24 protein-coding genes, 1 tRNA gene and 1 pseudogene are annotated in these 26,292 nt (G+C 63.0%); 14 read left to right on the plus strand and 12 right to left on the minus strand.

Annotated elements, in window-relative coordinates:
- Positions 1 to 177: 177 nt before the first annotated feature.
- A complete protein-coding gene (locus DT070_RS11090) occupies positions 178 to 1,503 on the minus strand; it encodes a PLP-dependent aminotransferase family protein (protein ID WP_122955449.1) in 1,326 nt (441 codons plus the stop codon).
- A 256-nt stretch (positions 1,504 to 1,759) separates the two neighbouring features.
- Between DT070_RS11090 and DT070_RS11095 the strand changes: the two genes are divergently transcribed.
- Positions 1,760 to 2,689: a hypothetical protein gene (locus tag DT070_RS11095; RefSeq protein ID WP_122955450.1), complete on the plus strand. Its 930-nt coding sequence runs from the start codon at positions 1,760 to 1,762 to the stop codon at positions 2,687 to 2,689.
- A 64-nt stretch (positions 2,690 to 2,753) separates the two neighbouring features.
- Positions 2,754 to 3,485, plus strand: coding sequence for a hypothetical protein (locus tag DT070_RS11100; RefSeq protein WP_122955451.1), 732 nt, complete (start codon positions 2,754 to 2,756; stop codon positions 3,483 to 3,485).
- 116 nt (positions 3,486 to 3,601) lie between these two features.
- On the opposite strand, the gene DT070_RS11105 is transcribed toward DT070_RS11100, so the two are convergent.
- A complete protein-coding gene (locus DT070_RS11105; protein WP_122955452.1) occupies positions 3,602 to 4,273 on the minus strand; it encodes a Smr/MutS family protein in 672 nt (223 codons plus the stop codon).
- 151 nt (positions 4,274 to 4,424) lie between these two features.
- Complete coding sequence (radC, locus tag DT070_RS11110) at positions 4,425 to 5,102, minus strand: DNA repair protein RadC (protein WP_122955453.1); 678 nt, start codon at positions 5,100 to 5,102, stop codon at positions 4,425 to 4,427.
- A gap of 212 nt (positions 5,103 to 5,314) precedes the next feature.
- On the opposite strand from radC, the gene DT070_RS11115 reads away from it, so the two are divergent.
- From DT070_RS11115 to DT070_RS11145, 6 genes are all read left to right on the plus strand, one after another.
- Complete coding sequence (locus tag DT070_RS11115; RefSeq protein ID WP_122955454.1) at positions 5,315 to 5,803, plus strand: peptidylprolyl isomerase; 489 nt, start codon at positions 5,315 to 5,317, stop codon at positions 5,801 to 5,803.
- An 89-nt stretch (positions 5,804 to 5,892) separates the two neighbouring features.
- Positions 5,893 to 6,876, plus strand: coding sequence for a 4-hydroxy-3-methylbut-2-enyl diphosphate reductase (ispH, locus tag DT070_RS11125; RefSeq protein ID WP_122957360.1), 984 nt, complete (start codon positions 5,893 to 5,895; stop codon positions 6,874 to 6,876).
- Between the two features lie 46 nt (positions 6,877 to 6,922).
- Complete coding sequence (locus DT070_RS11130) at positions 6,923 to 7,864, plus strand: threonine/serine dehydratase (RefSeq protein ID WP_122955455.1); 942 nt, start codon at positions 6,923 to 6,925, stop codon at positions 7,862 to 7,864.
- A 38-nt stretch (positions 7,865 to 7,902) separates the two neighbouring features.
- Positions 7,903 to 9,243, plus strand: a complete 1,341-nt coding sequence (gene serS / locus DT070_RS11135; protein ID WP_122955456.1) for a serine--tRNA ligase — start codon at positions 7,903 to 7,905, stop codon at positions 9,241 to 9,243.
- Between the two features lie 35 nt (positions 9,244 to 9,278).
- Positions 9,279 to 9,366: transfer RNA gene (locus DT070_RS11140), tRNA-Ser, on the plus strand.
- Between the two features lie 84 nt (positions 9,367 to 9,450).
- Complete coding sequence (locus DT070_RS11145; protein WP_122955457.1) at positions 9,451 to 10,908, plus strand: serine hydrolase; 1,458 nt, start codon at positions 9,451 to 9,453, stop codon at positions 10,906 to 10,908.
- A gap of 219 nt (positions 10,909 to 11,127) precedes the next feature.
- Here DT070_RS11145 and DT070_RS11150 read toward each other — a convergent pair.
- Positions 11,128 to 11,407: pseudogene (locus DT070_RS11150) on the minus strand (IS21 family transposase); the annotation flags it as partial.
- A 326-nt stretch (positions 11,408 to 11,733) separates the two neighbouring features.
- Between DT070_RS11150 and DT070_RS11155 the strand changes: the two are divergent.
- From DT070_RS11155 to DT070_RS11165, 3 genes are all read left to right on the plus strand, one after another.
- The gene (locus DT070_RS11155; RefSeq protein ID WP_122955458.1) at positions 11,734 to 12,744 is read left to right on the plus strand and encodes a GlxA family transcriptional regulator; all 1,011 of its coding nucleotides are present in this window, start codon (positions 11,734 to 11,736) and stop codon (positions 12,742 to 12,744) included.
- A gap of 263 nt (positions 12,745 to 13,007) precedes the next feature.
- Positions 13,008 to 14,867: an SLC13 family permease gene (locus DT070_RS11160; protein ID WP_122955459.1), complete on the plus strand. Its 1,860-nt coding sequence runs from the start codon at positions 13,008 to 13,010 to the stop codon at positions 14,865 to 14,867.
- Entirely contained in the window at positions 14,864 to 15,889 is a 1,026-nt protein-coding gene (locus DT070_RS11165) for an ABC transporter substrate-binding protein (RefSeq protein WP_122955460.1), read from the plus strand. Before DT070_RS11160 ends, DT070_RS11165 begins: the two co-directional genes overlap by 4 nt.
- 18 nt (positions 15,890 to 15,907) lie before the next feature.
- Here DT070_RS11165 and DT070_RS11170 read toward each other — a convergent pair whose 3' ends face one another.
- The gene (locus DT070_RS11170) at positions 15,908 to 16,744 is read right to left on the minus strand and encodes a substrate-binding domain-containing protein (protein ID WP_122955461.1); all 837 of its coding nucleotides are present in this window, start codon (positions 16,742 to 16,744) and stop codon (positions 15,908 to 15,910) included.
- A gap of 132 nt (positions 16,745 to 16,876) precedes the next feature.
- Positions 16,877 to 17,254, minus strand: a complete 378-nt coding sequence (locus DT070_RS11175) for a helix-turn-helix domain-containing protein (protein WP_164483744.1) — start codon at positions 17,252 to 17,254, stop codon at positions 16,877 to 16,879.
- A 143-nt stretch (positions 17,255 to 17,397) separates the two neighbouring features.
- Here DT070_RS11175 and DT070_RS11180 point away from each other — a divergent pair, with 143 nt between their 5' ends.
- Together DT070_RS11180 and DT070_RS11185 are read left to right on the plus strand one after the other, a co-directional pair.
- Positions 17,398 to 18,249 (plus strand): XRE family transcriptional regulator, encoded by an 852-nt coding sequence (locus tag DT070_RS11180; protein WP_122955463.1) that lies wholly within the window; start codon positions 17,398 to 17,400, stop codon positions 18,247 to 18,249.
- A gap of 71 nt (positions 18,250 to 18,320) precedes the next feature.
- On the plus strand, positions 18,321 to 19,685 hold the full coding sequence (locus tag DT070_RS11185; RefSeq protein ID WP_122955464.1) for a HAMP domain-containing sensor histidine kinase: 1,365 nt from the start codon (positions 18,321 to 18,323) through the stop codon (positions 19,683 to 19,685).
- A 299-nt stretch (positions 19,686 to 19,984) separates the two neighbouring features.
- Here DT070_RS11185 and DT070_RS11190 read toward each other — a convergent pair whose 3' ends face one another.
- The 6 genes from DT070_RS11190 to DT070_RS11215 form a co-directional block, all read right to left on the minus strand.
- Entirely contained in the window at positions 19,985 to 20,569 is a 585-nt protein-coding gene (locus DT070_RS11190) for a response regulator transcription factor (protein WP_122955465.1), read from the minus strand.
- Positions 20,570 to 20,697: 128 nt separating this feature from the next.
- On the minus strand, positions 20,698 to 22,011 hold the full coding sequence (locus tag DT070_RS11195; RefSeq protein WP_122955466.1) for a tryptophan--tRNA ligase: 1,314 nt from the start codon (positions 22,009 to 22,011) through the stop codon (positions 20,698 to 20,700).
- Between the two features lie 36 nt (positions 22,012 to 22,047).
- On the minus strand, positions 22,048 to 22,716 hold the full coding sequence (locus tag DT070_RS11200) for a site-2 protease family protein (RefSeq protein WP_122955467.1): 669 nt from the start codon (positions 22,714 to 22,716) through the stop codon (positions 22,048 to 22,050).
- Positions 22,717 to 22,979: 263 nt separating this feature from the next.
- Positions 22,980 to 23,615, minus strand: a complete 636-nt coding sequence (locus DT070_RS11205; RefSeq protein ID WP_122955468.1) for an L-threonylcarbamoyladenylate synthase — start codon at positions 23,613 to 23,615, stop codon at positions 22,980 to 22,982.
- Between the two features lie 29 nt (positions 23,616 to 23,644).
- On the minus strand, positions 23,645 to 24,550 hold the full coding sequence (locus DT070_RS11210) for a DMT family transporter (protein ID WP_194965928.1): 906 nt from the start codon (positions 24,548 to 24,550) through the stop codon (positions 23,645 to 23,647).
- Entirely contained in the window at positions 24,550 to 25,410 is an 861-nt protein-coding gene (locus DT070_RS11215; protein ID WP_122955470.1) for a 3',5'-nucleoside bisphosphate phosphatase, read from the minus strand. Before DT070_RS11215 ends, DT070_RS11210 begins: the two co-directional genes overlap by 1 nt.
- Before the next feature lie 135 nt (positions 25,411 to 25,545).
- On the opposite strand from DT070_RS11215, the gene DT070_RS11220 reads away from it, so the two are divergent.
- On the plus strand, positions 25,546 to 26,214 hold the full coding sequence (locus tag DT070_RS11220; protein WP_122955471.1) for a glutathione S-transferase: 669 nt from the start codon (positions 25,546 to 25,548) through the stop codon (positions 26,212 to 26,214).
- Positions 26,215 to 26,292: the final 78 nt, after the last annotated feature.

Here is a 26,292-nt window from a genome sequence, read left to right on the forward strand (position 1 = left end):
TTATTGTTCTAGATACAATCCGCCGCCCACCCATCGCTGCCCCTCAGGGCGGGTTGCAGATTCAGGTAAAAAATACCCAAAACCAGATGCGCGGAATCAGGGCAACTGGCGCCCGGATATCTTCATCGCGCCCTGCCGCAGCGCCAGCCGCCGTGCGGGCACAGGGTCCGGTTTAACTCAGTTCGCCGCCGCGCGGCGTACTTTCTCCAGGGCGCCTTTCAGGGTCTCCAGCGGCACCGAGCAGATCATCAGGCGCAAGGCCTGCGGCACATGGCGGGTTGCTGCGAACGGCTCTGCGGTGACCACCAGGACGCCGTCGTCCTTGAGCTGGGCGGCCACCTCATCGGCGCGCAGTCCCTGGGCCAGCGTGATCCAGACAATGTAGGACGACGGGTAGGCGCTGATGTCCAGGCCCCGCAACACACGCCGCGCCAGTTGCTGGCGCTCCCGCGCATCGCGGCGCTTGTCTTCTTCGAGCGCGTCGACCACGCCGGTTTCAATCCAGCGGCAGGCCAGGGTGACGGTGAGTGTGGGGGCGCTCCAGGCCGTCAGGCGGATGGCGCGCTCCAGTTCCGGAACCAGCTCCGGCGGCGCGGCCATGTAGCCGATGCGCAGGCCGGCGGCCACGCTTTTGGAGAGGCCGGTGACGTACACCGTGCGCTCCGGCGCCAGCGTGAAGACAGGCACCGGCGCCGGCTCCACCAGGAAGGCATAGGTGCCGTCCTCGATGATGAGGAAGTCGTGGCGGCGCGCCAGCTCCACCAGGCGCCTGCGGTCCTTGAGCAGCATGACGGAGCCGAGCGGGTTGTGCAGTGTCGGCATCACGTAGGCCGCGCGTACGCGGCGCCGCTTGCACAGGCGCGCCAGCGCGTCCATGTCCATGCAGCCGTCCACCGACGGCACGGGCAGGAGCTCCAGCAGGTACTCCTGCGCCAGGGCCATCATGCTGGAGAAAGTCAGCGCGTCCACGGCCAGCGCGTCGCCCGGTTTGAACAGCGCCATCACGCTGGCCGACAGGCCCTGCTGCGCGCCGCTCACGACCAGAACCTGCTCGGCCGGAACGCGGATGCCCCGGTTGCGCAGGTGCCTGGCCAGCGTGGCACGCTCATGCGGCCTGCCGCCGGGCGTGCCGTAATGGAGCAGTGCGTCGATGTCGCCAGAGGTGGCCAGGCTGCTCAGACCTTCTCGCAGCAGCGGTGCCAGGCCCGGCAGCGAGGGGTAGCCGTAGGTCAGGTCCACCACGGCGGAGGAAGCGTCCTCGACCACCATGCCCGGCGAACGCGGCAGGCTCGCATCACGCACAAACGTGCCACGGCCTGTTTCCCCGACGACGAGACCGCGCAGCTCCAGCTCGGCATACACACGCGAGGCGGTGGCCAGCGCCAGCCCATGCGCCTGCATCAGCGCGCGCACGGTGGGCAGTTGCGTGCCGGGGGTGAGCTTGCCGCACTGGATGTCGGCGGCAATGCCGTCGGCGATGGCGTTATAGCGGGTAGTGGGCATGGCGTGATTCGGGTTCAGGACATTTCATTCTTTGTACCAGACAGGTGGGCCGGTCACGCCTGGGGTATGACCAATTTCACATGGCCGGAAAAGTCGCCTTCACCAATGATGGGCGTCTTTTCTCCTGATGTAAACCATTCATGACCCAACCATGCCCTCTTTTCACCATCCCTTCCCCCCGCTCTTTTACCGGTATGCGGACATCGGGCGGGAGCCGATGAGACCCGCAGCCATCACCACACTTTCAAAATCAAGAATGACCACGACATCCACACCGGCCGACCCCTATGCGAAATGCATTGCAGCGTCCAGACGCATCCGCTGGGACATTGACCGCGACGTGATCCGCGGCCGCGAGTTCGACTTTTCAAAGCGCTTCCTGCCCGACGGGCTGTCGCGCGTCAGCCGGCTCGGCTTTCTGACGCTGCAGGAGGAATTGCGCCTGAGCCAGGTGCAAGGCCGTACCTACGCCAACATGTTTGGACTGGTCGAGCGCTTCATCGCCATCAAGATGCTGGAGGTCAGCCGCCATCACTGGTTCGGCGACCAGGTGGCGCTCGAAGCGCTGGTGCGCTTTACCGACGAAGAGCTCAAACACCAGGAGCTGTTTCGCCGCATCGAGCACCTGGCCGGGGCGGGCATGCCGGGCGGTTACCAGTTCAAGCCCACGGCCAACGACGTGGCCGCGCAGGTACTGCAGGCATCCACCTGGGCCGTGCTGGCGCTCACCTGCCATATCGAGTTGTTCACGCAAGTGCACTACCGCTACAGCATTGACCCGGACGAAGAAATTTCGGAGCTCTACAAGGACGTGTTTCTTTTTCACTGGAAAGAAGAGTCCCAGCACGCGCTGCTGGACGAGCTGGAATGGGAGCGCGAGAACGAGCGCATCTCGCATGTAGAACGGAACAAGGCGGTGGACGACCTGATCGCGCTGGTGCTCGCGGTGGACGGAATTGTGCAACTGCAGTCGCGCGCCGATGCCGACTACTTCATCAGTACCTGCGACCGGTCGCTGACTGCCCACCAGGCCGCAGAGGTAGCCGCCGGCTTGCTGGACGCCTACCGCTGGCAGTACATCGTCTCCGGCATTCAGGACCCGCGCTTTGCCCGCATCCTGGCGCAGATGGTGACCACGGACCAGATGAAGCGCATCGAGTCTGCCCTGCAACCCTTGACGAGGTGAACAGCCCCGGAACATTTCGTTTTTTCTTTCTTTCCTCCTTCTTTTTTTACTTTTTCTTCACCCAATGAAACCCGTACTCAAGCACATCTTCCTGCACAAACGCGACTACGCAAAACTGCCCTTTTTTGAGTTCCTGCGCGACGACAAACTGTCTACGCGCGAACGCCTGGCCTTCTTCCCCTGCATGGCGTCTTTCATCATGAGTTTTGGCGACCTGAACCGCCTGGTCTTGCGCATCGAGCCTACCGACGACCCGTGGCTCAAGATGATCAATGCCCACACCTATGAAGACGACCACCACTGGCCCTGGTACCTGGAAGACTTCACCAAGCTGGGCCATGACGACGCGAAGCAGGCGCCGGGCGACACCCTGCGTTTTCTCTACAGCGACGCCACCATTCAGAACCGCCTGCTGGCCCACCGGCTGGCGCACCTGATCTGGGGCGCCGAGCCCGTGGTCCGGCTGGCCATCATCGAAGCCATTGAAGAAACCGGCAACATCCTGTTTGCGCTGACCTCCAAGATCGCCGCGCAATACCAGCAGGAAACAGGCGTCGAGCTGCGCTACTGCGGCGAGTTCCACTTCAACCTGGAATCGGGCCATGCCATGAACAACGACCATGCCGAGCTGGCTGAAATTACCCTGAGCGCCTCTCAGCAGCAGGACGCGCTGCAGCGCGTGGACCTGGTGTTTGAGTGGTTTGCGCTCTGGACGCATGAGCTGCTGGCGTATGCCAAAAGCGCCGCCCAGGGCGCGACACACAGCGCACAGCCCGAGCTGGAGTTGACCGCCTGATCTTTGGGCGGCGTGGCTTTGGTTGAGAAAGTTTGATCAAATCGGCCTACAGCCCAATAACTATATGGCCAGGAAGCTCCTGAATTGATAGCAATCGGCGCAAGCTCGCGCCGTCTTCAGCTTTGCGTGAGCAGCACCACTAACGCGCCCGCGCCGCCCTCGGCCGGGCGCGCCTGCACAAAAGCCAGCACTTCCTGCTTCTGGATCAGCCAGCTTTGCACCTTTCCCTTGAGCACCGGTGTTTTGCCTGGTGAGCCCAAACCCTTGCCGTGCACCACGCGCACGCAGCGCCAGCCGACCTTGTGCGCATCCTTGATGAAAAGCGCCAGCGCTTCGCGCGCATCTTCGCGGCGCAGGCCGTGCAAGTCGAGCTGGCCCTGGATGCTCCAGCCGCCGCGGCGCAGCTTGCGCACCACGTCAGGCCCCATGCCCGGGCGCCTGAAGCTCAGCGCCTCGTCGGTGTCCAGCAGCGTCTCCACATCAAACTCGTCGGAGATCGCTTCGCGCATCACCGCCAGTTCGTCGCGCTGCTGCTGCACCGGGATGGGCGCGGCCTGCGTGGCCGGCAAGGCGGCCTTGTGGCCGGGCAGGTGTTTGGCGGGCAGGGCCTTGACGGGGCCGACGGCGCGCGAGAACAGTTCTTTCTCGGCTTTGGCCTTGGCGGCGGCTGCAATGCGGGCGGCCTCCTGTTCTTTCTCCAGCCGGGTGCGGGCCTCGATGGCCTGCTTCACGGTCTTGAGGTCTTTGAGGTCCTTGAGTTTTGGCTTGCCGGCCGCCTGGGTGTTCATGAGGCCAATGATAGGGAAGTCTTGCGGGGCGCCGGGCGGCGCCGGCGGTTTTTACCGGATTACAAGCAAAATCGGCCCCCAGCCCAATCGGTGTCTTGGCTTATAGCTATCAAAAACATAGCAAAAGCCGAAACCTCAATCCCCCCAAACCCTACAGCAGCCCCAGCTCGGCCATCGACACCGCCAGGTTGCTGGTCACCACAAAATGGTCCAGCACGCGCACATCGACCAGCGCGAGCGCCGCCTTCAGCGTCTGCGTCAGCGCCTCGTCGGCGCGCGAAGGCTTGGCCGTGCCGCTGGGGTGGTTGTGGGCCAGCACCACGCTGGCGGCGTTCAGGGCCAGTGCGCGCACAACGACTTCGCGCGGGTACACCGAGGTTTGCGTGAGCGTGCCGCGAAACAGCTCTTCCAGCGCAATCAGGCAGTGCTGGCTGTCCAGAAACAGCACGGCAAACACCTCGTGCTGGCGGCTGCCCAGCTGCAGCTGCAAATAGTCGCGCACGGCCCGGGGCGTGTCGAACACCGGTTTTTCCTTCAGCGTTTCAGCCAGCGCGCGGCGCGCCAGCTCCAGCACGGCGATCAGCTGCGCCCGCTTGGCGGTGCCGCCCAGGCCTTTGATGCGCTGCAGGTCGCCGGCCGTGGTGTGCAGCAGCCCGGCCAGGCCGCCAAAGGTGTCCAGCAGCTCCTGGCCCATTTGCAACACGTTTTTGCCGGGCATGCCGGTGCGCAGCAACAGGGCCAGCAGTTCGGCGTCGCTCAGGGCGGCGGGGCCGCGGGCCAGCAGTTTTTCGCGCGGGCGGGCGTTTTCGGGGAGGTCTTTGAGGATCATGGGGCCGCAGGCTAGCGGGGGCCGGGCTACCGAAGCGTTACGGACGGGGCAATGGCGCTATCTATATGAGGGCCGGACCGGCGCCTGGGTTAAAAACCCGGAAAGCCGGGGTTTTGCCCCGTTTTTGGCCCGGCCAGGCGGTACTTTCTACAATAGAGGCTCATTACCCGTTTTACCAACAGGCCTGCCGCCCGGCCGGCCCCGAAAGCCCTATGCCCACCGTGGAACTCTCCGCCGCCCCGCTTGTCCAGCAGGGCTCCTTCCTGACCCTGCATTACCGCATGGCAGGCCCCGCTGTGGATGGAAAACCGGGCGCCGACATCATCAACACCTTTGACGGCAAACCCGCCACGCTGAGCCTGGGCACCGGCGAGCTGTCGCCGGCCATTGAGCAGCGCCTGCTGGGCCTGGCCGAAGGCACACGCACCATGTTTGAGCTGCCCGCCGGCGAGGCCTTTGGCGAGCGCAACCCCGAGCTGGTGCAGTGGGTGGCGCGCAAGCTGCTCAACGAGCTGGGCGACCCGGACGAGCAGTACAAGGTCGGCGATGTGGTGCAGTTCCCCACGCCCGACGGCATGGGCCAGTACGCGGGTGCGGTGCAGCAGATCAAGGAAGGCGGCGATGCCGTTCAGTTCGACTTCAACCACCCGCTGGCCGGCCAGCCCGTGGTGTTTGAAGTGCAAGTGATTGGGGTTCTATGAAAAAGGCCCCCACGCTTGTCGCTTCGCGTACTACGCTGCCCCCCGAGGGGGCTGTTCCGCCTAAGGGCGGCCTGTCGGCGGAACGGTCTGTGCTGCCCCAGGAAATCCTGCTGGCTGAGCCCCGCGGCTTCTGCGCCGGCGTAGACCGCGCGATTGAGATCGTCGAGCGCGCCCTGACGAAATTCGGTGCCCCGATTTACGTGCGCCACGAGATCGTGCACAACACCTACGTCGTCAACGACCTCAAGGAAAAAGGCGCGATCTTTATCGAAGAGCTGGACGACGTGCCCCCCGGCGCTACGCTGGTCTTCAGCGCCCACGGCGTGAGCCAGGCCATCCAGAAAGAAGCCGAGCGCCGCGGCTTCCAGATTTTTGACGCCACCTGCCCGCTGGTGACCAAGGTGCACGTTGAAGTCGCCAAGCTCAACAAAGAGGGCTACGAGTTCATCATGATCGGCCACAAGGGCCACCCCGAAGTCGAAGGCACCATGGGCCAGCTCGACAGCGGCATCCACCTGGTCGAAGACGTGGAAGACGTCTGGCGCATCAGCCCGCGCCAGACCGAGCGCCTGGCCGTCGTCACACAAACCACGCTGAGCGTGGACGATGCGGCCGAGATCAGCGCCGCCGTGAAAAAACGCTTTCCGCAGGTGCGCGAGCCCAAGCAGCAGGACATCTGCTACGCCACACAAAACCGGCAGGACGCCGTCAAGGTGCTGAGCCCGCAGGTTGATATCCTCATCGTGGTCGGCAGCCCGACCAGCTCCAACAGCAACCGGCTGCGCGAGCTGGCCGCCAAGCTGGGCACCGAGGCCTACATGGTCGACGACGCCAGCGAGCTCAAAGAAGAATGGTTTGAAGGCAAGGGCCGCGTAGGCCTGACGGCCGGCGCGTCGGCGCCCGAGATCCTCGTCAAGCAGGTGATAGACCGCATCAAGGCGCTAGGCGCGGTGTCGGTGCGCAAGATGGAAGGCATCGAGGAAACCATCAAGTTCCCGCTGCCCAAGGGCCTCAAGCTGGATGCGCAAGGCCATGTGCTGGAAATGAGCGACAGCCAGCTGCACCAGCTTTGATTCGTCTCGTTAACGTCGCCTTATTTTCCTTTTTCGTTTCCCGGACATGACCAATCGCTATCAAATTGAGAGCTGCCTGCGCACGTTTGATGCGGGCTACAGCCACTTTATTCATAAAACCCCGCTGTGGAAGATGCCCGGCAAGGCGCTGGGCGTGAACTGTGCGGAAGTCTGGCTCAAGCTCGAGCACCTGCAAACCGGCGGCAGCTTCAAGGCGCGCGGCATGCTCAACCGCCTGCTGTCCAACCCGATTCCGGCCAGCGGCGTCATCGTCGCCTCCGGCGGCAACGCCGGCATTGCCACCGCCGCCGCCGCGCGTGAGCTGGGCGTGCGTTGCGAAGTGTTTGTGCCTGAAGTGTCGACCCCGGCCAAACGCGCCAAGCTGGCCGCGCTGGGCGCCGAGGTGGTGGTGACAGGCGCGGCGTACGCTGATGCATTGAAGGCCTGCCTCGCCCGCCAGCAGGAAACCGGCGCGCTGCTGACGCATGCGTATGACCAGCCTGAAGTGCTGGCCGGCGCCGGCACCATGGCCGCAGAGATCGAACAGCAGGGCGGCTTGCCCGATTCCGTGCTCGTCAGCGTGGGCGGCGGCGGCCTGATAGGCGGCGTGGCCAGCTGGTTTGAGCAGCGCTCTAGAGTCGTGGCGCTCGAGCCCGAGCTGGCGCCCACCTTGTACAAAGCCCGCGAGGCCGGTGAGCCGGTCGACGTGGCCGTCAGCGGCATCGCCGCCGACTCGCTCGGCGCCAAACGCATCGGCAGCCTGGCCTGGGACGCCACGCAGGCGCACGTGCGCGACGCGCTGCTGCTCACCGACGAATCCATTCGCGCCGCACAGCTGTGGCTGTGGAAAGAACTGAAACTGGCCGTGGAGCCCGCCGCGGCCCTGCCGCTGGCCGCGCTGCAAAGCGGCCGCTACACGCCGCGTGCCGGCGAAAAAGTCTGCCTCATCATCTGCGGCGCCAACCTGGACCCGGCCAGCCTGAATTGAGCCCCTGAGCCGGTGAGCCCCACAAATACAATCAAGCCATGCTAGACATCAACCTGCTCCGCAAAGACCTGCCCTCAGCCATCGCCCGGCTGGAAACCCGCAAAACCCCTCAAACCTTTCTGGACGTGGGCGCCTTCCAGGGCCTGGAGGCCGAGCGCAAGGCGCTGCAGATCCGCACCGAAGAGCTGCAGAACCAGCGCAACACGCTCTCCAAACAGATCGGCCAGCTCAAGTCCAAAGGCGAAGACGCCAGCGCCGTGATGGCGCAAGTCAGCGCCTCCAAAGCCGAGCTTGAATCGTCCGCCGCCCGCCTCGAGCAGATCCAGGCCGACATGCAAGGCCTGCTGCTGGCCGTGCCCAACCTGCCGCACGAAAGCGTGCCGCAGGGTGCGGGCGAGGCCGGCAACGTTGAAGTGCGCAAATGGAGCCCGGTCGAAGGCCTGGGCGGCGCACCCGCCGCGTTCGCGTTCGAGGTGAAAGACCACGTCGACGTCGGCCAGCCGCTGGGCCTGGACTTTGAACTCGGCACGAAGCTCACCGGCTCGCGCTTTACCGTCATGAAGGGCCCGCTCGCGCGCCTGCACCGCGCGCTCGCGCAGTTCATGCTCGACGTGCAGACGCAAGAGCACGGTTACACCGAGTGCTACACGCCCTACATCGTCAACGGCGATTCTTTGCGCGGCACCGGCCAGTTGCCCAAGTTTGAAGAAGACCTCTTCGCCGCCAAAAAGGGCGGGCAAGAAGGCGCCGCCGAAGCCGAAAGCACCGCGCTGTACTTGATCCCCACCTCGGAAGTGCCGCTGACCAACTTCGTGCGCGACGAGATCGTCGCCGAGGCTGATTTGCCGCTGCAGTTCACCGCCCACACGCCGTGCTTCAGGTCAGAAGCCGGCAGCTACGGCCGCGACACCCGCGGCATGATCCGCCAGCACCAGTTCGACAAGGTCGAGATGGTGCAGATCACCCACCCCGACAAAAGCTACGAGGCCCTGGAAGCCATGACAGGCCACGCCGAAGCCATCCTGCAAAAGCTCGGCTTGCCCTACCGCGTCATGCTGCTGTGCACCGGCGACATGGGCTTTGGCGCCACCAAAACCTATGACCTGGAAGTCTGGCTGCCTGCGCAAAACACGTATCGCGAAATCAGCTCCGTCTCCAACTGCGAAGCCTTCCAGGCCCGCCGCCTGCAAGCCCGCTTCAAAAACGCCCAAGGCAAGAACGAGTTCGTCCACACCCTCAACGGCTCAGGCCTGGCCGTAGGCCGCACCCTGGTCGCGGTGCTGGAGAACTACCAGCTGGCCGACGGCTCCGTCGCCGTGCCGGAAGTGCTGCAGCCGTATATGGGCGGGATCAAGGTCTTGGCCCCGGCCGGAAAGTAGGCCGTCCACAGCTGTTAGAATTGTCAGTCCACACTGGAGAGGTGGCAGAGTGGCCGAATGTACCTGACTCGAAATCAGGCGTACCGCAAGGTACCGTGGGTTCGAATCCCACCCTCTCCGCCAGATACGTGAGGCCCTTAAAGATCTTTGATTTTTAAGGGTTTTTTCGTTTGGCTCATCTGACTTTCACCGCAGGTTGTCGTTCTGATGATCATGCGAACTTCCTCCGCTGAGTCGCAGCCTTCAGAAGCAATAAATATTGGTTTAAGGGGGGCGCCGCTGTGCGTTAGCGAAATGAACCTGAACTATGAACTGATCAACCAATGCAGAACACCAAAGGGCGGTTGGACTAAACGTCAATTAGAGGCCCTCAGAGTTGTTGACCCGTTCGTCGATGACATATGCTTGACAACCTGCTTCTCTCAGCCGAAGCCACCTACTAATGAACAGCCAAGGGAATGGATAGTGAAACGCAGATCATTCAACTCTCTCGCACTTGGCCTCATGTCGGCAGGATCGGCCCCAGCTTTTTCACAGACCAACGACTGGGGAGCGTCTGCTGGGTATCCGACTGGATGGGGCTCGCCCCAGCGCATGTCTTGGCATAAACATACAAGGGTAGGCAACTACTCAGGTGGGTTTGAGGCCATGCTGCCCAATAATAAGATTCAAGCCGGTGCTGAGTCTCCATTGATTGAAGCGACCCGCGACATACGTTACCAATGGGGCCTCAGTAGCAGAGGAGCTGCGGACTATATGGCGGGATGGCCCGTGACTGGGCTGCTAATCGCTCGTCGCGGCAAGGTCTGGTTTGAGCGCTATGGCTACGAGCGCGGCGCTGAAATGCGGATGAATGGCTGGTCAATGTCAAAGGGGGTCACATCCCTTTTGCTGGGCATCGCCCTTGATCAGGGGCGGGTCAAGTCCCTAGAGGATCGAGCTGACATCTACGTTCCGAGTCTGAAAGGGACGCTTCACGGTGAAACGACCCTACGGAATCTGATGAACATGTCCAGTGGTGCCGCAGTGGTTCATGCGGAGGGGAACCAAACAATTTATCCAGATGGTCTCATCCGTAAAGACTCAAGTATTGAGAGCACTGTGAAACTTTGGAACGCCCGCCAAGAGCCGCAAGGCGCACGGTTCAACTACAACGAGTTGTGCCCGCTCACCATTGGGATGGTATTGCGCGCAGCAACAGGGACTAACCTTTCTGAATTCGCTCAAGAGGCACTGTGGAAGCCGATGGGGGCCGAAGGAAACGCAACGTGGCTCACCGATTCGCACAAGAACGAGTTTAATTGCGTGGGCTTCGCTGCTCGCCTTAGAGATTGGGCACGTCTAGGCCAATTAGTTGTACAGCGTGGATATATGAACGGAAAGCAAATCGTTAGCCAATCTTGGATGGAAAGTTACAGCCGCTGGGAGCCGAACGAAGCACAGGTTCGTCCCGGAGGAATGCCCAACAACGGTGGTGGATATAAAGCCTTTCTATGGCATGCAAAACCGGATGGATCCCGTCTCGTTTTCAGTGGCGCCGAGGCCCAGCAAGTTCGTGTCCATATCCCAACGGAAACTGTTTTAGTTCAAACTGCGGTAGACGATGCTGGCCCTTGGCGTAAAGAGCTTGACGCGCTGTTTGAGGCAGCTATAAACGCTTCATAATTCAGCCGTACATCAGGCCGCTACACCGAGCGGCCACAGACAACGACCAGTGCGATGGTATCAATTGGGGACGTAAAGCTTATGAATTCCATTCCTAGTAATCTGATCAGTCTGCATCTGTTGAATTCGACTGAAGTCTGACCCGAGTTTTCCATCGACCTTGACCCACACCCTTTGTGAGCCGAAGGTGCTCACGATGTGGATAAGCTCTTGATCTTCTCCTTTTTGTGTTGAGTCTGTGTGGATCTGCCTCAAAGTGCGCCGCTGTTTCCGCGATTTTTGTTGCCTCGATTCCTAGCCAGGTGGCCAGCTTCTCGGCGTAAGGATCGAGCTTGCTGGAGCTGACCGGCCTTGGGTACTTGGGCTCGCTCTCTTCCGACCGCGGGTGCTTCTTCACTGTGTTGCGAGCCAGGCCTGTACGCCTTGAGATCTCGCGGATGGACATCTGATCCCTCAATGCCCACCGTCTGATGACATTCAATGTCGCCACGTCTATCACTCCTAATTTCCGTCTTCCTTTTAAAACAAGCAGGGTAGTGCCTACGTGGGTCAGCTTTGGATGGAAATTACTGCGCTAAGTGGGTCAGATTTCGACGGAATTCGAGCAGAGCGGCATCCACTGCTTGAACTGGCAAACTGTAGTCATGATCGAAACTGCTGAGTTCACTGGGCAGACCCCCTTGTAGAGACCTCAGGCTTTCGCAACGGGCAGGTGCTCTCAGCATGTCGTTGGAAGGTCATGGACGACCTGAGCAAAGCCGGGATGACTATGGAGGCTGTTAGTGCAGCTGTTTCTATCCCGGTAGCCTTTGCTACCATCCCCCGATGAAAAAAATCTCCGTGGGCATGTTGCTCTTTCCGGGCTTCCAGTTGCTGGATATCGCCGGGCCGCGGGATGCTTTTGCTGAGGTCAAGATTCTCAGCGGCGGGGACTGCCAGTACGAGATCATGACGGTCGGCTCTACTCGCAGCAGCATCTCTTCGTCGAGCGGCATGACGGTGGTGCCTGACCGGACCATCTTTGACCCTTGCCCCAAGTTCGATACGGTGATCGTGCCTGGCGGGCTGGGCATTTTTGAGGTGATGAACGATGTGGCGCTGAGTGCCTGGCTGAAGGAGCAGCGCCGCAGTTGCCGCCGGCTCGCCGCCATCTGCAATGGGGTGTTTGCTTTGGGGGCTGCGGGGCTTCTGGATGGCAAGACGGTGAGCACGCACTGGATGGATGCGGCGCATCTTTCGAAATCGTTTCCGCGCGCGCAGGTGCAGGCGGACCAGATCTACATCAAGGACCAACAGCTCTACACAACGGCCGGTGTCACGGCGGGCATTGATTTGTCGCTGGTGATGGTGGAGGAAGATTTTGGTCGGCCCCTGGCGCTGGGGGTTGCCAAGTTCCTGATTGTGTATTTGCGCCGTTCGGGCGGCCAGTCGCAGTTCAGCCCCTTGCTGAACATGCAGGCTGAGCGGGACACCGATGTTGAAACGGTGCAGCGCTACATCCTTGAAAACCTGCAACTTCCGCACACGCTGAACTCGATTGCCAGCCGCGTGCACATGAGTGTGCGCAATTTGTCGCGGGTGTTTGTGCGTGAGTGCGGCGTCAGCCCGATGGCGTTTTTGAATGACGCACGCATCGATGCGGCGCGCCGCATCCTGGAAAAGACGGACCAGTCGATGAAGGAGATCGCCGCGCATTGCGGCTTTGAGACACCTGAAGCCATGCGCCGCGCTTTCCGCCGGCGGCTTCAGCTGACGCCGCCGGAGTACCGCCGCCGTTTTCATTCGGGCGAGTTATGGCAATCGGAGAAGGCGGCCCTGGGCGGCGAGGAAGACTAGCGTTCCGGTAAACGTGGCCCAAAGCGTGCTTGAGGTGGTGAGGACGCTGCGGGCCGCCATTGCACTCCTGGTTTTCCGGGGCTGACTTTTTGGCTGGAACTGTGTTTAATACTGGTGAAATAGTGCTCTGGCCCAATAAGGACGTGGGCAAGCAGCTATACATTCGATAGCAAACATACAACAGGAGGGCCGTGGATGAGAAGCGCCGGTATGGATGTCTGCGTCAACACGCTGTGCCCGAGGGCGCCTGATTCGCGAATCTCATGGCCCATCCTGTGACATCGGACGCTGAACACGTGGCGCTGTTGCGCCGGGACGCGCTTTTTGCCGACCTCTCCGGCAGCCAGGTGGCGCGGCTGCTGGGCAGCGTGCACACGGTGGAGCTTGCCGCGGGCGACGCGCTGTATCTCAAAGACACGCCGGCGAAATTTCTTTACCTGGTTGAATCGGGTGAGTTGCAACTCACCACGCCGAGCGGGCGAGGCGTCGCGCTCACCAGCCTGCGCTGCGGCGAAGAAGCCGCCAGCGATACCGCCAATTACCTGTGCAGCGTCACGGCCGCCACGCCGGTCAGGGCGCTGCAGATTCCGCGTGACGCCCTGGCCGAGTTGGCCGCGAAAACGCCTTCATTGCGCAGCAAGGCGTTGCTGGCGTTGATGGGCTATGTGAGTGGCGAGACTTTCCTCAAACCTGCCGATACCGGGAAGGACAAAAAGAAGGCCGCCAAGCCGGTATCTACGCGCGAAGTGGTGGGCTGGCTGGGTGTGGTGCTGGTGCCGCCGGCGATCTATTTCCTCTCGAGCATGAACGGGCTGGTGGTGGAGGCGGCGGTGTTCCTGGCCATTTTGTCGGCCACGGTGCTGATGTGGCTGTTCAACCTGGCCGATGAGTTTGTGCCGCCGCTGGTGGCGATCACCGCGGTGCTGATCGTCGGGCTGGTGCCGTCCGAGATTGCGCTGGCCGGGTTTTCGTCGCGCACGCTGACGACGCTGGTGGGGGTGTACGCCCTCGCGGCGGTGATCTCGGCGTCGGGCCTGAGTTACCGCTTCATGCTGTGGCTGCTGATACGCCTGCCCGATACACCGTTCTGGCACCAGACGGCGCTGCTGCTGTCGGGCTACATCCTGTCGCCCATCATGCCGTCGGGCAATGCGCGCCTGTCGCTGGTGCTGCCGTTTTACCGGGACATGATCGACGGCCTGAACCTGCCGGCGCAAAGCAAGCCGGCGACGGCGCTGATGGCCGCGACGTTCTCGGGCGCGATGCTGTTTTCGCCGATGCTGCTGACCAGCAAGTCGTCCAACCTGACGGCGTTCAGCATGCTGCCCGTGCAACTGCAGGACCAGTTCCAGGGGCTGTTCTGGTTGGTGGCGGCCGGCGTGGCGGCGCTGACGGTGACAGCGGCGCATCTGCTGGTGGCGCGGCTGTGTTTTGGGCGCAGCGTGCAGGCGGCCTTGCCCAAGGCGCGCCTTGAGAAGCAGCTGTCGCTGCTGGGCCCCGTCACCAAGCCCGAGAAAGCCGCGTTGACGGGCTTCCTGTTTTTCCTGATGGGGGCGGGCACGGCGGGCTGGCACCAGATTTCGCCCGCCTGGCTGGCGGCGTTTTTGCTGGTGGGGCTGCTGGTGATGGGCTTGCTGAGCAAAAAAGACTTTCAGCAAAAAATCGACTGGCCGATGATTTTCTTTTTGCTCAGCCTGGATGGCCTGAGCCGCGCCATCACTTACCTGGGGCTGGACACGGCGCTGGCGCGGTCGGCGGGCAACCTGTTTGATTTTGTCGATGGCCGCATGGTCTGGTTCATCCCGGTGGCACTGATCGTCACGCTGTTGCTGCGCCTGGTGTTGCCGATCACGGCCGGCATGATTGTGGCGGCGGTCATCCTGATTCCGATCGGGCAGGCGCAGTTCATCAACCCGTGGGTGGTGGTGTTCCTGACGGCCATGTTCAGCGACATCTGGTTCTTGCCGTACCAGAGCTCGCAGTACCTGCAGGTGCAGGGCAGCGGGCTGGACCGCTACTACAAACACACGGATTTCCTGCGATATAACCACTGGATGAATGTGTCGCGGCTGCTGGCCGCCTATCTGTCGATCCCGTATTGGGAATGGTTGGGCCTGGTATGAAAAGCGGAATCCTTGCCGTCCTCACGGGCGCGGCGCTCCTCGTCGCGCTGCTTCTGCTGGGGGCTTTTAACCTGGCCAAGCCGCGCATCCTAGTGCTGCACAGTTCAGACCGCAGCTCCTCCACCGTGATGAGGATGGATGAAGGCATCCGCCAGACGCTGGACAAGAACCGGCAGCCGATGTCTGTGCGCTGGCATTACCTGGGCATCGACGGCATGCCCGACGAAGATCATCGCCAGGATGCGGCGAAGGCGGGGCTGCGCACGATTGAACAGTTCGATCCCGATGTGGTGATCGCGGTGGACGACGAGGCGCAGGAATATGTGATGCGCCGCTTTGCCGGGCTTGAGCGGCCCAGGGTGATCTTTACCGCCATTGATCACGAGTCGAAAGAATATGGCTATGTGGGGGCCGCCAACGTCACGGGTGTTGGCGAGACCCTGCCGCTGGCGGCCATCCGCGACATGCTGCAGTACGTCAGGAAGGGCCAGCCGGTGCGGCTGGCGATTCTGGGTGACGCCGGGCCGACCGGCAAGGGGCAGGTTCAACAGGTAGAGGCCTTTAATTGGGCGCCGCACAGCGTGGTGGGCGTGCATACCCTGGGCGATTTCGCCGCCTGGCAGGCGGCCATCAAAGGCATGGACGGCAAGGCGGATGCGGTGCTGCTGCTGTCGGCGGGCGGGCTGCCGGCCAGCCCCGCAGAGAAGGCCGTGGTGCCGCACCCGGACATCGTCAAATGGATGGAAGCCCACGCCAAACCTTTGCCCATCGGCGCTGACATTGACTATGTCGAGCACGGCGGCGGGCTCAGCGTGGCGCCATCGGCAAAAGCCATGGGGGAAACTGCCGCGGCCGACGCGCTGGCCTGGGTGAAGGCCGCGCCTGCCGGGCCGGCGCCGCCGGCCACCCAGAACACGCGTTACAGCGTTGGCATGCGCGAGGCCGCCCTGCGCGCCCGGGGCATCACCTTGCCGTCGATTTACGTCGAGGCCTCACGGCTGGACCAGCTTTATTACCCGTGATGCGCCCGGCTTCAAGCTTCAAGGGCGCGTGAGGGGCTCCAGCCCCGTCTGGGTGATGACGGGGGCGGCGGCTGCGGATGTGAAAAATCGGATCAAGGCTTTGGCGGCGTCGGGCTGCGCCGCGTCAGCTGCGATGCCGGCTGAAAACACCGTCACGCGCTGCACCTCGGCGGGGAGCGGCCCCACGTAGTCAGCGCCCGGAACCGGAAGCAACTCACTGACCTGCTGAAAACCCAGCTCGGCTTCTCCGCGCGCCACCACCGCAGCAACCCGCTCGCTGAGGATTCGTTTGCTCTTGCCCGAGACCTGCCCGGCGATGCCCAGGCGCTGAAACATCTCGGTGGAGATGTAGACGCCGCTGGCGCTGGCCGAGTAGGCGATGGACTGCGCATTCAGCAGCGTGCGCCGCAGTGCATCGACGCTGCCGATGTCGGGCTTGGGCGCGCCCGAGCGGACGGACATGCCGATCAGCGAGCGCACCAGGTCGACCTGGCTGCCTGGCGCCACTATGCCTTGCTTGACAAGGTCTTCCAGCGCCGGCGCCGCGAGGATCACGACATCGACCCGCTCCTTGCGCGCCAGGCGGTTGGGGATCGCGTCGGGTGCGTTGCCCATCGAAGCGCCGTAGGCGGTGATGACCTTGTGCCCGGTGGCGCGTTCAAACTCCGGGACCAGCTGGTTGTAGGCGGCGGTAAAACCGCCCGAGGTCATGACGTGAATGTCCGCCGCCCATAGCGCCTTGCCTGGCAGTGCAAGGACCACCAACAGCAGCAGGAAAAATCCGAGAGACGGGATCCGCGAAGGGATGAAGGAAGGGTTGAAAAAAGGCCTGAAAGATTTCGTCAGAGCTTGCATGCCGCGCCTTCCTTTCTTGCAATGACTGACTATAAGCCGTCACCCAGGCTGCGCAAGTGCCTGCTCACACTCAAGAGGGAGCAGAGGGAGCGGGAAGGGCCATCTTGCCTTGCCTGCCGGAAAAGCTTTGGCTCACTTCGAGCGACGGGGCGCCGGCTCGGGCGTTGCGCCCGCAGGCGGGACCGGGCGGCTGGCTTGCGCTTCCGGCGGTACATCGCAGGGCGGGGCGCATGGATCGGTCAATACAATACGGCGGGTCTGCCTGAAGGCCAGCCTGCGGTCGTCGGGGTTCACGTAGCGCGAAGGCCACAAGTCTTCGGGGCGTTTGTCCAACGCCTTTGCCACCAGTTGCTCGGCCGCCAGCCAGGGGCTGGTGAGCACCCGCTGTATATGGCTGTAGCCGTTTTCCATGGCGATTTTTCGAAGGCTGGTGCCGCGTTTGCGCAGCGCGGCAATCACATCCGCAGGATGCATATCTTCTTGTAGTGGCGTCGATTTATTTGTGATCATGCCCAATATTTTGAGCGTTGATTTCTCAAAGTCAATTCAAGATGACCTGTTAAATAAGCATAACTCCATGAGAATTAATACTCACCCACGTTTTTTACGCCGTGTGTTTGCTTTTCTGTGTTCATTCGCACAAAATAGTGTTCATGAGCACAAAAGAAACAGCGCCAGATTTGCCGGTTGACGCCCGGGCCTATGCCTTGAGTGCGGCGACGCCCGCCAAAGCCGAAGAGCCGATTGCCTGGTTTCTCCAGCAGTCGGCCACCGTGGCCGACAAGGCCGGCCTGAAGGTGGTGCGAACGCAGGCGCGCACGGCTTTCATGCGCCAGTTTGGCCAGCGCTGCAGGGCGGCGCGGGGCGCCCGTGAGATCAACGACGTCGCGGCCGCTGTCGGCGTTCACCGCAACACCATCTGGAACATGGAGCGGGGCGACAGCCTGCCCGATGCGTTTGAGCTGCTATTGCTCGCCCGGGAATACAACACCACGCCGGCCAGCCTGCTGGGCGAGGGGCTGGCGGGCCCGGCGGGAAGCTCCCCCGTGCCAAAGAGCGTGCGCGCACTGCAGGCGGGCGAGCTGATTCACGTGCCGCTGTTTGATCCGGGGTTCCCGGCCGGGGAGGATGCGTTTGACGACATCGCTTCGGTGCTGGCCATGCGCCCCTTCGACGCGCGGTTCATCCGCCATGAGCTGGGCATTGCCCACAATGACCTGGCGCTGCTGTCGGTGGTGGGGGTGTCGATGGAGCCGTGGCTGCACGCCAGGGACGTCGTGCTGGCGGACTTGAGGGACTGCGACGCGCTCACGGAAGGCGTCCATGTGGTCAGGCTCGACGGCGCCTTGCTGATGAAGAAGCTGCAAAGGCTGCCGGGCAAAGTGCTTCGTGTGAGCAGCCACAACCCGGCGTATGAGCCGTTCGACATCCAGGGGCACGAACCGGCGGACCGGGACTTTGCCGTGCTGGGCCGGGTGCGGTGGGCCGGCGTGACTTTCAGCTGAAGTCAATAGTCTTTGCGCAGCGTTGCCCTGCGGCGCTTGCCCGGGAGGGGTTGCGACGTAAACTCGGCCCCATGGACTCCTTCTCAGCGATCGGGCCTTCCCCCAGCGCGCCAGAGCTGTCGCGTGAGGAGTGGGTGGAAATGCGCCTGACCCATACCTTCATGCGCTATGCCCGCCCGGCCCTGCATGCCGCGCTGGTGCTGGTGTTGACCATGGTGCTGGTGCTTTACCGCCACGTCGATCCGATCCCCCTGGGGCTGTGGGCGACGGCCGCGGCGCTCGTCACCCTGGCGCGCTATCGCGTCATCGGCATCTACCAGCAAACCCTGGTGGGTGTCAGCGGGGCGCCGCTGCGGGCCTTCATGGCGCGCTACAGCTGGACCTGGCCCGTCAGTGCCATCGTCTGGGGCGCGTCCATGTTTGTGTATTTCCTCAAGGCGCCGGTTTACGACCAGTTCCTGTGCATGGTCGTCCTGGTCGGCATGGCCGGTTTTGCGGTGGGCACCTTTTCTTCCAGCCTGTCCTGCTTCAAGGGCTATGTGAACGGCCTCGGCCTGAGTGTCGTCGCCGTGCTGGTCTACCAGCTGGTCCTGGAGCGCGGGCTGCCTTCCACCTTCAACACCTACGCAATGATCGCGCTGGTGCTGATCTACTGGGCCGTCATCCTCGTCTCCGGCCAGCGCTTTCATGAGGTGCAGCGCGTCAACCTCGAGTTGCAGTTCGACAACTCCCAGCTCATCCGGTCGCTGACGGAAACCAACCTTGCCGCCGTGGAGGCCGTGCAAACCAAGAACCGGTTTATCGCCAGCGCGGCGCACGACCTGCGCCAGCCGGTACACGCGCTCGGCCTTTACGCCGACTGGCTGGCGACGGAGCCCGAGTTCGTCGAGCAGATCGCGCCCAAGATCGTGCGCTCCACCAAGGCGGTCAATGATTTGTTCAACTCGCTGTTTGACCTGGCCGGCCTGGAGGCAGACCCCTTGCGGGTCCACCTGCAGGACATCGACCTGGCGGGCCTGATCCAGGACCTGGAAGCGCAGTACACGCCCTTTGCGCGGGAGCGCAACCTGCTGCTGCGCACGCGCGCCGCGCCATGGCACGTCAGGTCCGATCCGGTGCTGCTGCAGCGGCTGGTCGGCAACCTGTTGTCCAATGCCCTGCGCAACACCTACCGCGGCGGCGTGCTGCTGGCCTTGCGCAAACGGCGCGGCGTTCCGTGCATCGAGATATGGGACACCGGCGTGGGCATCGCCAAGGAGCACCAGAAGGCCATCTTCCAGGAGTTTTACCGGGTGCCGCTGCAGGGCACCGAAGAAGGCTTCGGGCTGGGCCTGGCGATTGTTTCGCGCCTCAGTGAAGTGCTGGGCCATCCGGTGGGGTTGGCTTCCCGGGGTGGGCGGGGGAGTGTTTTTTGGGTTGAGTTGCGGCAGGCCTGAGGGGTTGGACTGGGCTTGGATCTGCTGGCCGGGAGTCGCCCGGCATGCGACTCACTTTTTTGCTTCGCCAAAAAGTAAGCAAAAAAGGCGACCCTGCTGGCTGCGTCCCTTCGCTTCGCTACGGGCAACCTGCGGTGCTCGGTCCAGCCGGGGTCAAAAACAACTCGCTTCGCTCGGACAAGTTTTTGCCCTGATCCGTCTGGTCCTCCGCTCCTCGGCGCATCCAGAAGGGGGTGGGGACAGGAATACCGATACTGGGTACCCCCAAAAACAAAGACACGCCTTGGCGTGTCTTGGGGTTAGAGCAGGCCCTGGGTTCGGGCGAGGTGGCTGGCCTGGGAGCGGCTTTTGACGTTCAGGCGCCTGAAGAGGCGCCACAAATGCACTTTCACCGTGTGCTCGCTGATCTGGAGCTCCTCGGCGATGTCGCGGTTGCTCATGCCCTTGTCGAGCATCACCAGCAACTGCTTTTGCCGTTTCGACAGCTTTTCCGTCGGTGTGGAGGGTTCCGGGTCCAGCTCTTCGCTGAGGAAGACCCGCAGCACGTTGGAGATCTCGGTGGCGCCCGCGGACTTCTGGATGTAGGCGTCTGCGCCGGCCTCGATCGAGAGGTCCTCGTAGTCCTGCGCCGGTGCGGCCGACAGCACCACCAGGGGAACGTGGGGAAATTGCTGCTTGAGCTCCCGCACGCCCGAAACACCGTTGGTGTCCGGCAGTTTGAGGTCAAGGCAAATGAGTTCGGGCACGCCCTGAAGTTGCACGGCGGGCATGACAGCGGCCAGCCGGTCGAGCTCGGTCACCGTGGCCTTGCTGCTCAGGCGGCGGATCAACATGACAACCGCTTCCCGCATCAGCGGATGATCATCTATTACAAAAATACTCATTAATTGAAGTCTGAAGTATTGTTCCGATTAGCTATTGAGCATAACTGCTCAATGTCAACTTTGGGGCATAAATAAACTTTGGATTGCGGTATTTTTTAAGATTGCTGATCCAAAAAAACAACAAGCCCTCAGGCAGCAGTGTCGGCGAAAAATTGAAGTGCTGCAGCGACCTCGCCGGGCTCAATTCCGGGCAAAGTTTGAACCTTTGTTTGCAATGTGGCCAGCGCTACTGGCCCGTCTTTTTGCAATGTGGCAATCATCTGCGCGGCATCCCGCGGTGAATCGAAACCTTCGCTTTGCAGCAGCACGCGGGCGTCGGCGTCCTGCAGCTTGAAATAAAAGCGACCGTCTTTTTCGCGGTATTGCTTGAAGGCCGGCGCGGCACTTTTGGATGCTTTGGTTTTCGCCGGCGCGGCGGGCTTGGCCGCCAGGTTACGCAGGCCCACCGCATGGCGCAACTCGGCCATGAAGGGAGTGGCCTCGGCACGGGCTTTTTGCGCGCCCGCCTGCAGGATCGCTTCAATCTTGCCGGGGTCGGAGATCAGGGCGTGGTAGCGCTCGCGCATGGGGGCGACTTCGCGGTCTATGCGTTCAAACAGCAGCTGCTTGGCGTCGCCCCAGGCGATGCCTTCGGCGTAAGCCTTGCGTAACGCCGCCGTTTCATCGGCGCCGGCAAAGGCCTGGTAGATCTGGAACAGCGCCGAGCCTTCGATGTCTTTGGGCTCGCCGGGCGCGCGCGAGTCGGTCACGATGCCGGCGATCAGCTTGCGCATCTGCTCGCGCGGGATGAACAGCGGGATCGTGTTGTCGTAGCTCTTGCTCATCTTGCGCCCGTCCAGGCCGGGCAGCAGGGCGACGGATTCTTCAATCACCGCCTCGGGCAGCACCAGGTGCTCGCCGTAGAGGTGGTTGTAGCGCTGGGCCATGTCGCGCGCCATCTCGATGTGCTGGATCTGGTCACGCCCCACCGGCACCTTGTGGGTCTTGAACATCAGGATGTCCGCGCCCATCAGCACCGGGTACATGAAGAGGCCGGCCGTGACGTCGGCATCCGGGTCGTTGCCGGCGGCTTCGTTCTTGTCGACCGAGGCCTTGTAGGCATGGGCGCGGTTGAGCACGCCCTTGCCCGTCACGCAGGTCAGCAGCCAGGTGAGCTCGGGGATTTCGGGGATGTCGGACTGGCGGTAGAAGGTCACGCGCTCCGGGTTCAGCCCGGCGGCCAGCCAGCTGGCGGCGATCTCCAGCGTGGACTGCTGGATGCGCGCGGGTTCGTCGCACTTGATCAGCGCGTGGTAGTCGGCCAGGAAGTAAAAGCTCAGCACATCGCTGCGAAAACTCGCCTGGACGGATGGCCGGATCGAGCCGACGTAGTTGCCCAGGTGGGGTGTGCCGGTTGTGGTGATGCCGGTAAGGAAGCGGGTGGTGGTGTTGGAAGGCGTCATGGTGTTTCAGGGAGGGAATCGCTGTGTGGCCGGGGCTTAGCGAAGCAAAAGCATGAGGGGTGTCAGCAGCAGGCCGATCACGGCGTAGCCGACGGACATGAGCGGGCGCAACCAGACGGTTCCGACCACCCCGATCACGGCCAGGCCCAGCACGATGAAGAAGCCCCAGGGCTCGACGCGCGAAAGCCACATCGCCTGCTTCATGGGCAAAAACCCCATCAGGATGCGTCCGCCGTCCAGCGGCGGCAAGGGAAAAAGGTTGAACGCCCACATCACCAGGTTGACCTGGACTCCGGCTTGCGCCATCTTGAGGAAGAAAGGCTCTTCAACGCCGAAGGCCCGCATCGCGAGCAGGCTGAGCCCCCAGATAAACGCCTGCGCAAAATTGGACATCGGGCCGGCCAGCGAAATCCAGATCATGTCGCGCTTGGGGTTGCGCAGGCGGCTGAAATCCAGGGGCAAGGCCTTTGCATAGCCGAACAGGAAGGCGCCGCCGGTGGCGAAGTACAACAGCAGCGGTACCGCGATGGTGCCTATCGGGTCGATGTGCTGCAACGGGTTGAGGGTGATCCTTCCCATCTCTTCGGCCGTCGTGTCGCCGAAGTAGCGGGCGGCTTCGCTGCGCGCGACGCCGTACATCGTGATGGCGAACAGCACCGGCAAGGCGTAAATGGCAATGGTTTGAATGATGTTCGCGATGTCCATACACAGATTATCGCCCCCACGCTTTTCACTTCGCCTTCGGCTCCGTGTAATGCGCTGCCCCCCGAGGGGGCCGCCCGCCTGCGGTCTGGCAAAGCCAGTCCCGCGGCTCATGCTGGTTGAAGAGTTCTTTGGGCGCGACCGGCGGGGGTATTTCACCAGCAGGGGCCGCGGAACCGGCTTCGCGGGCCGCAGGCGCCGTCCCCTGCCAGGGGAAAAGGGCTACACGAAGTGAGCCCGATAGGGGTGTGCCAATGTTCCGGCCGCTAAAGCCCCAGCGCAGCCAGCTCACCCCGGCCCTGGCGCACCACGACCGGCTCGCCGCCTTCGCCCATGGCGGTCAGGTCGATCACGGTGGTCGGCTCCTGGTGGCAGGCGCCGGCGTCGATCACGGCGGCCAGTTCGTGCTCCAGCAGTTCGCGGATGTCGTGCGCGTCGTTCAGCGGCTCGGTGCCGTCGCGTGGAATCAGCGTGGTGGCCAGCAGCGGCGCGCCGTGCAGCTCCAGCAGCGCCTGCAAGACCTTGTGCTCGGGCACGCGCAGGCCGATGGTCTTGCGCGACGGGTGGCTCACGCGGCGCGGCACTTCCTTGCTGGCTTCCAGGATGAAGGTGTAGGGCCCGGGCGTCGCGGCCTTCAGGAGCCGGAACTGCTTGTTGTCGACCCGCGCGTAATTGGCCAGCTCGCTCAGGTCGCGGCACAGCAGCGTCAGGTGGTGCTTGTCGTCGACCCCGCGGATGCGGCGCAGGCTGTCGGCTGCGGCCTTGTCATCCAGGTGACAGACCAGCGCGTAGCTCGAGTCCGTCGGCACGGCCGCGATGCCGCCGCGCTCCAGCAGCGCCACGGCCTGCTTGAGCAGCCGGGTGTGTGGGTTCTCGGGGTGGACTTCGAAAAACTGGGCCATGGTGTCAGATGCTTCTTAAAGCGGCAGATTCAAGACTCGACGGGCTCGATGGCGACCCGGCTTTCCCGCACGGCCAGCCAGGCGCCCGCCGCGCCGCAGACGGCGATCATCGCCATGCCCACCATCGACAGGTGGTCCGGAACATGCGAGAACACGATCCAGCCGCCCAGCATCGCAAAGCCGATCTGCGCATACAAAAACGGCGTGAGTGTGGAGACCGGCGCGCGGCCGTAAGCCAGGATCATCATGAAATGGCCGACCGTGCCCATCAGGCCCATCAAGCCCAGGGCGGCCCATAGCGTCCAGGAGTCCAGCCATTGCCAGACAAAAGGCAGGGCCAGCGAAGCGGCGAGCGTGCCCACCCAGCCCGTGTAGAAATGCATGGTGAAGGGGTCTTCCGTGCGCGCCAGCCGGCTGGTGAGGATCTGGAACCAGGCATTGCAAATCACCAGCCCCAGCGGCAGCAACATCGTCAGGTTGAAGTCGTCGCGGCTGGGCCGGATGATGATCAGCGTGCCGGTAAAACCGCCCACCACCAGCACCCAGCGCAGCCACGACACCTTCTCGCCCAGCGACAGCGAGGCCAGCAGCGTGATCACCAGCGGCGTGATCATCACGATGGCGGTGAACTCGCCCACCGGCATGTACTTGAGGCTGAAGAAAGCAAACATGCTGGTGCCCAGCAGCAGCAAGCCGCGCAGCAACTGGTACCGCGGGTGGGCCGTGCGCAGCACCGACAGGCCCCGCGTGGGCAGCACGGCAACCGTGGTGGCAATCGCCTGAAAGGCGTAGCGAAACCACAGCGCCATCAGCACCGGCACGCTGGTCGAGATGAATTTGGTGGTGGTGTCCAGCACCGCAAAGCAGGCAACGGCTGCCACCAAAAGCGCAATGCCGGCCGGAGCGTGGGAGGTGGTTTTAAGCGCCGCCGCCATCACTGGATGCGGTCCGCCAGCAGTTCCCATACGGGCGTCAGCTCGCCCGGCAGGAAGGGCAGGGTGCCCAGGTCGGTGTGGCTCTCGTCGGGGCTGTGAAAGTCGCTGCCGCGCGAGGCGGCGAGGCCGAATTCTTTCGCCGTTTCGGCGTACTTGAGGTATTCCTGCGGCGTGTGGCTGCCGGTGACCACCTCCACGCCCCGCCCGCCGTGGGACTTGAACTCGGTGAACAAGGCATATTCCTCGTTGGGGGTGAACTTGTAGCGGCCCGGGTGGGCGATCACTGCAATGCCCTGGGCCTGGGTGATCCAGGTCACGGCGTCGCGCAGGTTGGCCCAGCGGTGGGGCACGTAGCCTGGCTTGCCTTCCGTCAGGTATTTGCGAAAGACTTCCGGCGTTTCGCGGCACACGCCGGTTTCGACCAGGAAGCGCGCAAAGTGCGTGCGTGAGATCAATTCGGGGTTGCCGACGAACTTCAGCGCGCCTTCATATGCGCCCTTGATGCCCACCTTGGCCAGCGAGTCCGACATTTCCATCGCGCGCTGCTCGCGCCCGCCGCGGGTGTTGCGCAGGCCTTGCTGCATGTCAGGGTTGTCGGCGTCAAAGCCCAGGCCCACGATGTGCACGGTTTGCCCGGCAAAGGTGACGGAGACTTCGGTGCCTGTGAGGTAATGCATGCCCTGGGCCTTGGCGGCGGCTGCGGCGCGGTGCTGGCCGCCGATCTCGTCGTGGTCGGTCAGGGCCCAGAGTTCGACCCCGTTGGCCTTGGCCCGTTCGGCCAGCGCCTCCGGTGTCAGCGTGCCGTCCGACACCACAGAGTGGCAGTGCAAATCGGCATTCAGGATGTTTTTCGGGGTCACAGGGTCATTTTAGGCTTTATGCCTCCCGGCTGCAGTGCGCGCTCACATACCCTGTCCCGGCGGTGTCCATAACAGGGCCCGTGTTGACCTACTATTCGATGGTGACGCCTGATTTCCCCCCCTATGGAGCCGCCCTTGATCACCCTGCACCACCTCAACAACTCCCGCTCGCAACGCATCCTCTGGCTGATGGAGGAGCTCGGTTTGCCCTATGAAATCCAGCGCTACCAGCGCGACCCCAAAACCATGCTCGCGCCGCCTTCGCTGCGCGCGGTGCACCCGCTGGGCAAGTCGCCGGTGATCACCGACGGCGAGCTCACGCTGGCCGAATCGGGCGCCATCATTGAATACCTGGTCGCGCGCTACGGCGCCGGCCGCCTGGCGCCTGAGGCCGGCACGCCGGCCCACCTGCGCTACACCTACTGGATGCATTACGCCGAAGGTTCGGCCATGCCGCCGCTGCTCCTCAAGCTGGTGTTCGACAAGGTCGAGAACTCGCCCATGCCGTTTTTTGTCAAGCCGATCGCGCGTGCGATCGCCGGCAAGGTCAAAAAGACCTTTATCGAGCCGCAACTGCGCCAGCACCTGGACTACCTCGAAATGTCGCTGGGCCCCAGCGGCTGGTTTGCCGGCAGCGAGTTCAGCGGCGCCGACATCCAGATGAGCTTTCCGCTCGAGGCGGCTGCCGCACGCGGCGGGCTTAACGAGAGCCGGCCGAAGTTGATGGATTTCCTGGCACGCATCCACGCGCGGCCTGCGTACCAGCGTGCGCTGGCGCAGGGCGGGGAGTTTGCGCTGCGCTGAGGTTCTTGCTCCTTGCCCCTCTGGGGGAAGGTGCGGTTTAAGGGGCTTGAGCCAGATCGGTGGGGTGGTTTTGGCCAG

The organism is Polaromonas sp. SP1, from assembly GCF_003711205.1.
Lineage (GTDB): Bacteria > Pseudomonadota > Gammaproteobacteria > Burkholderiales > Burkholderiaceae_C > Polaromonas.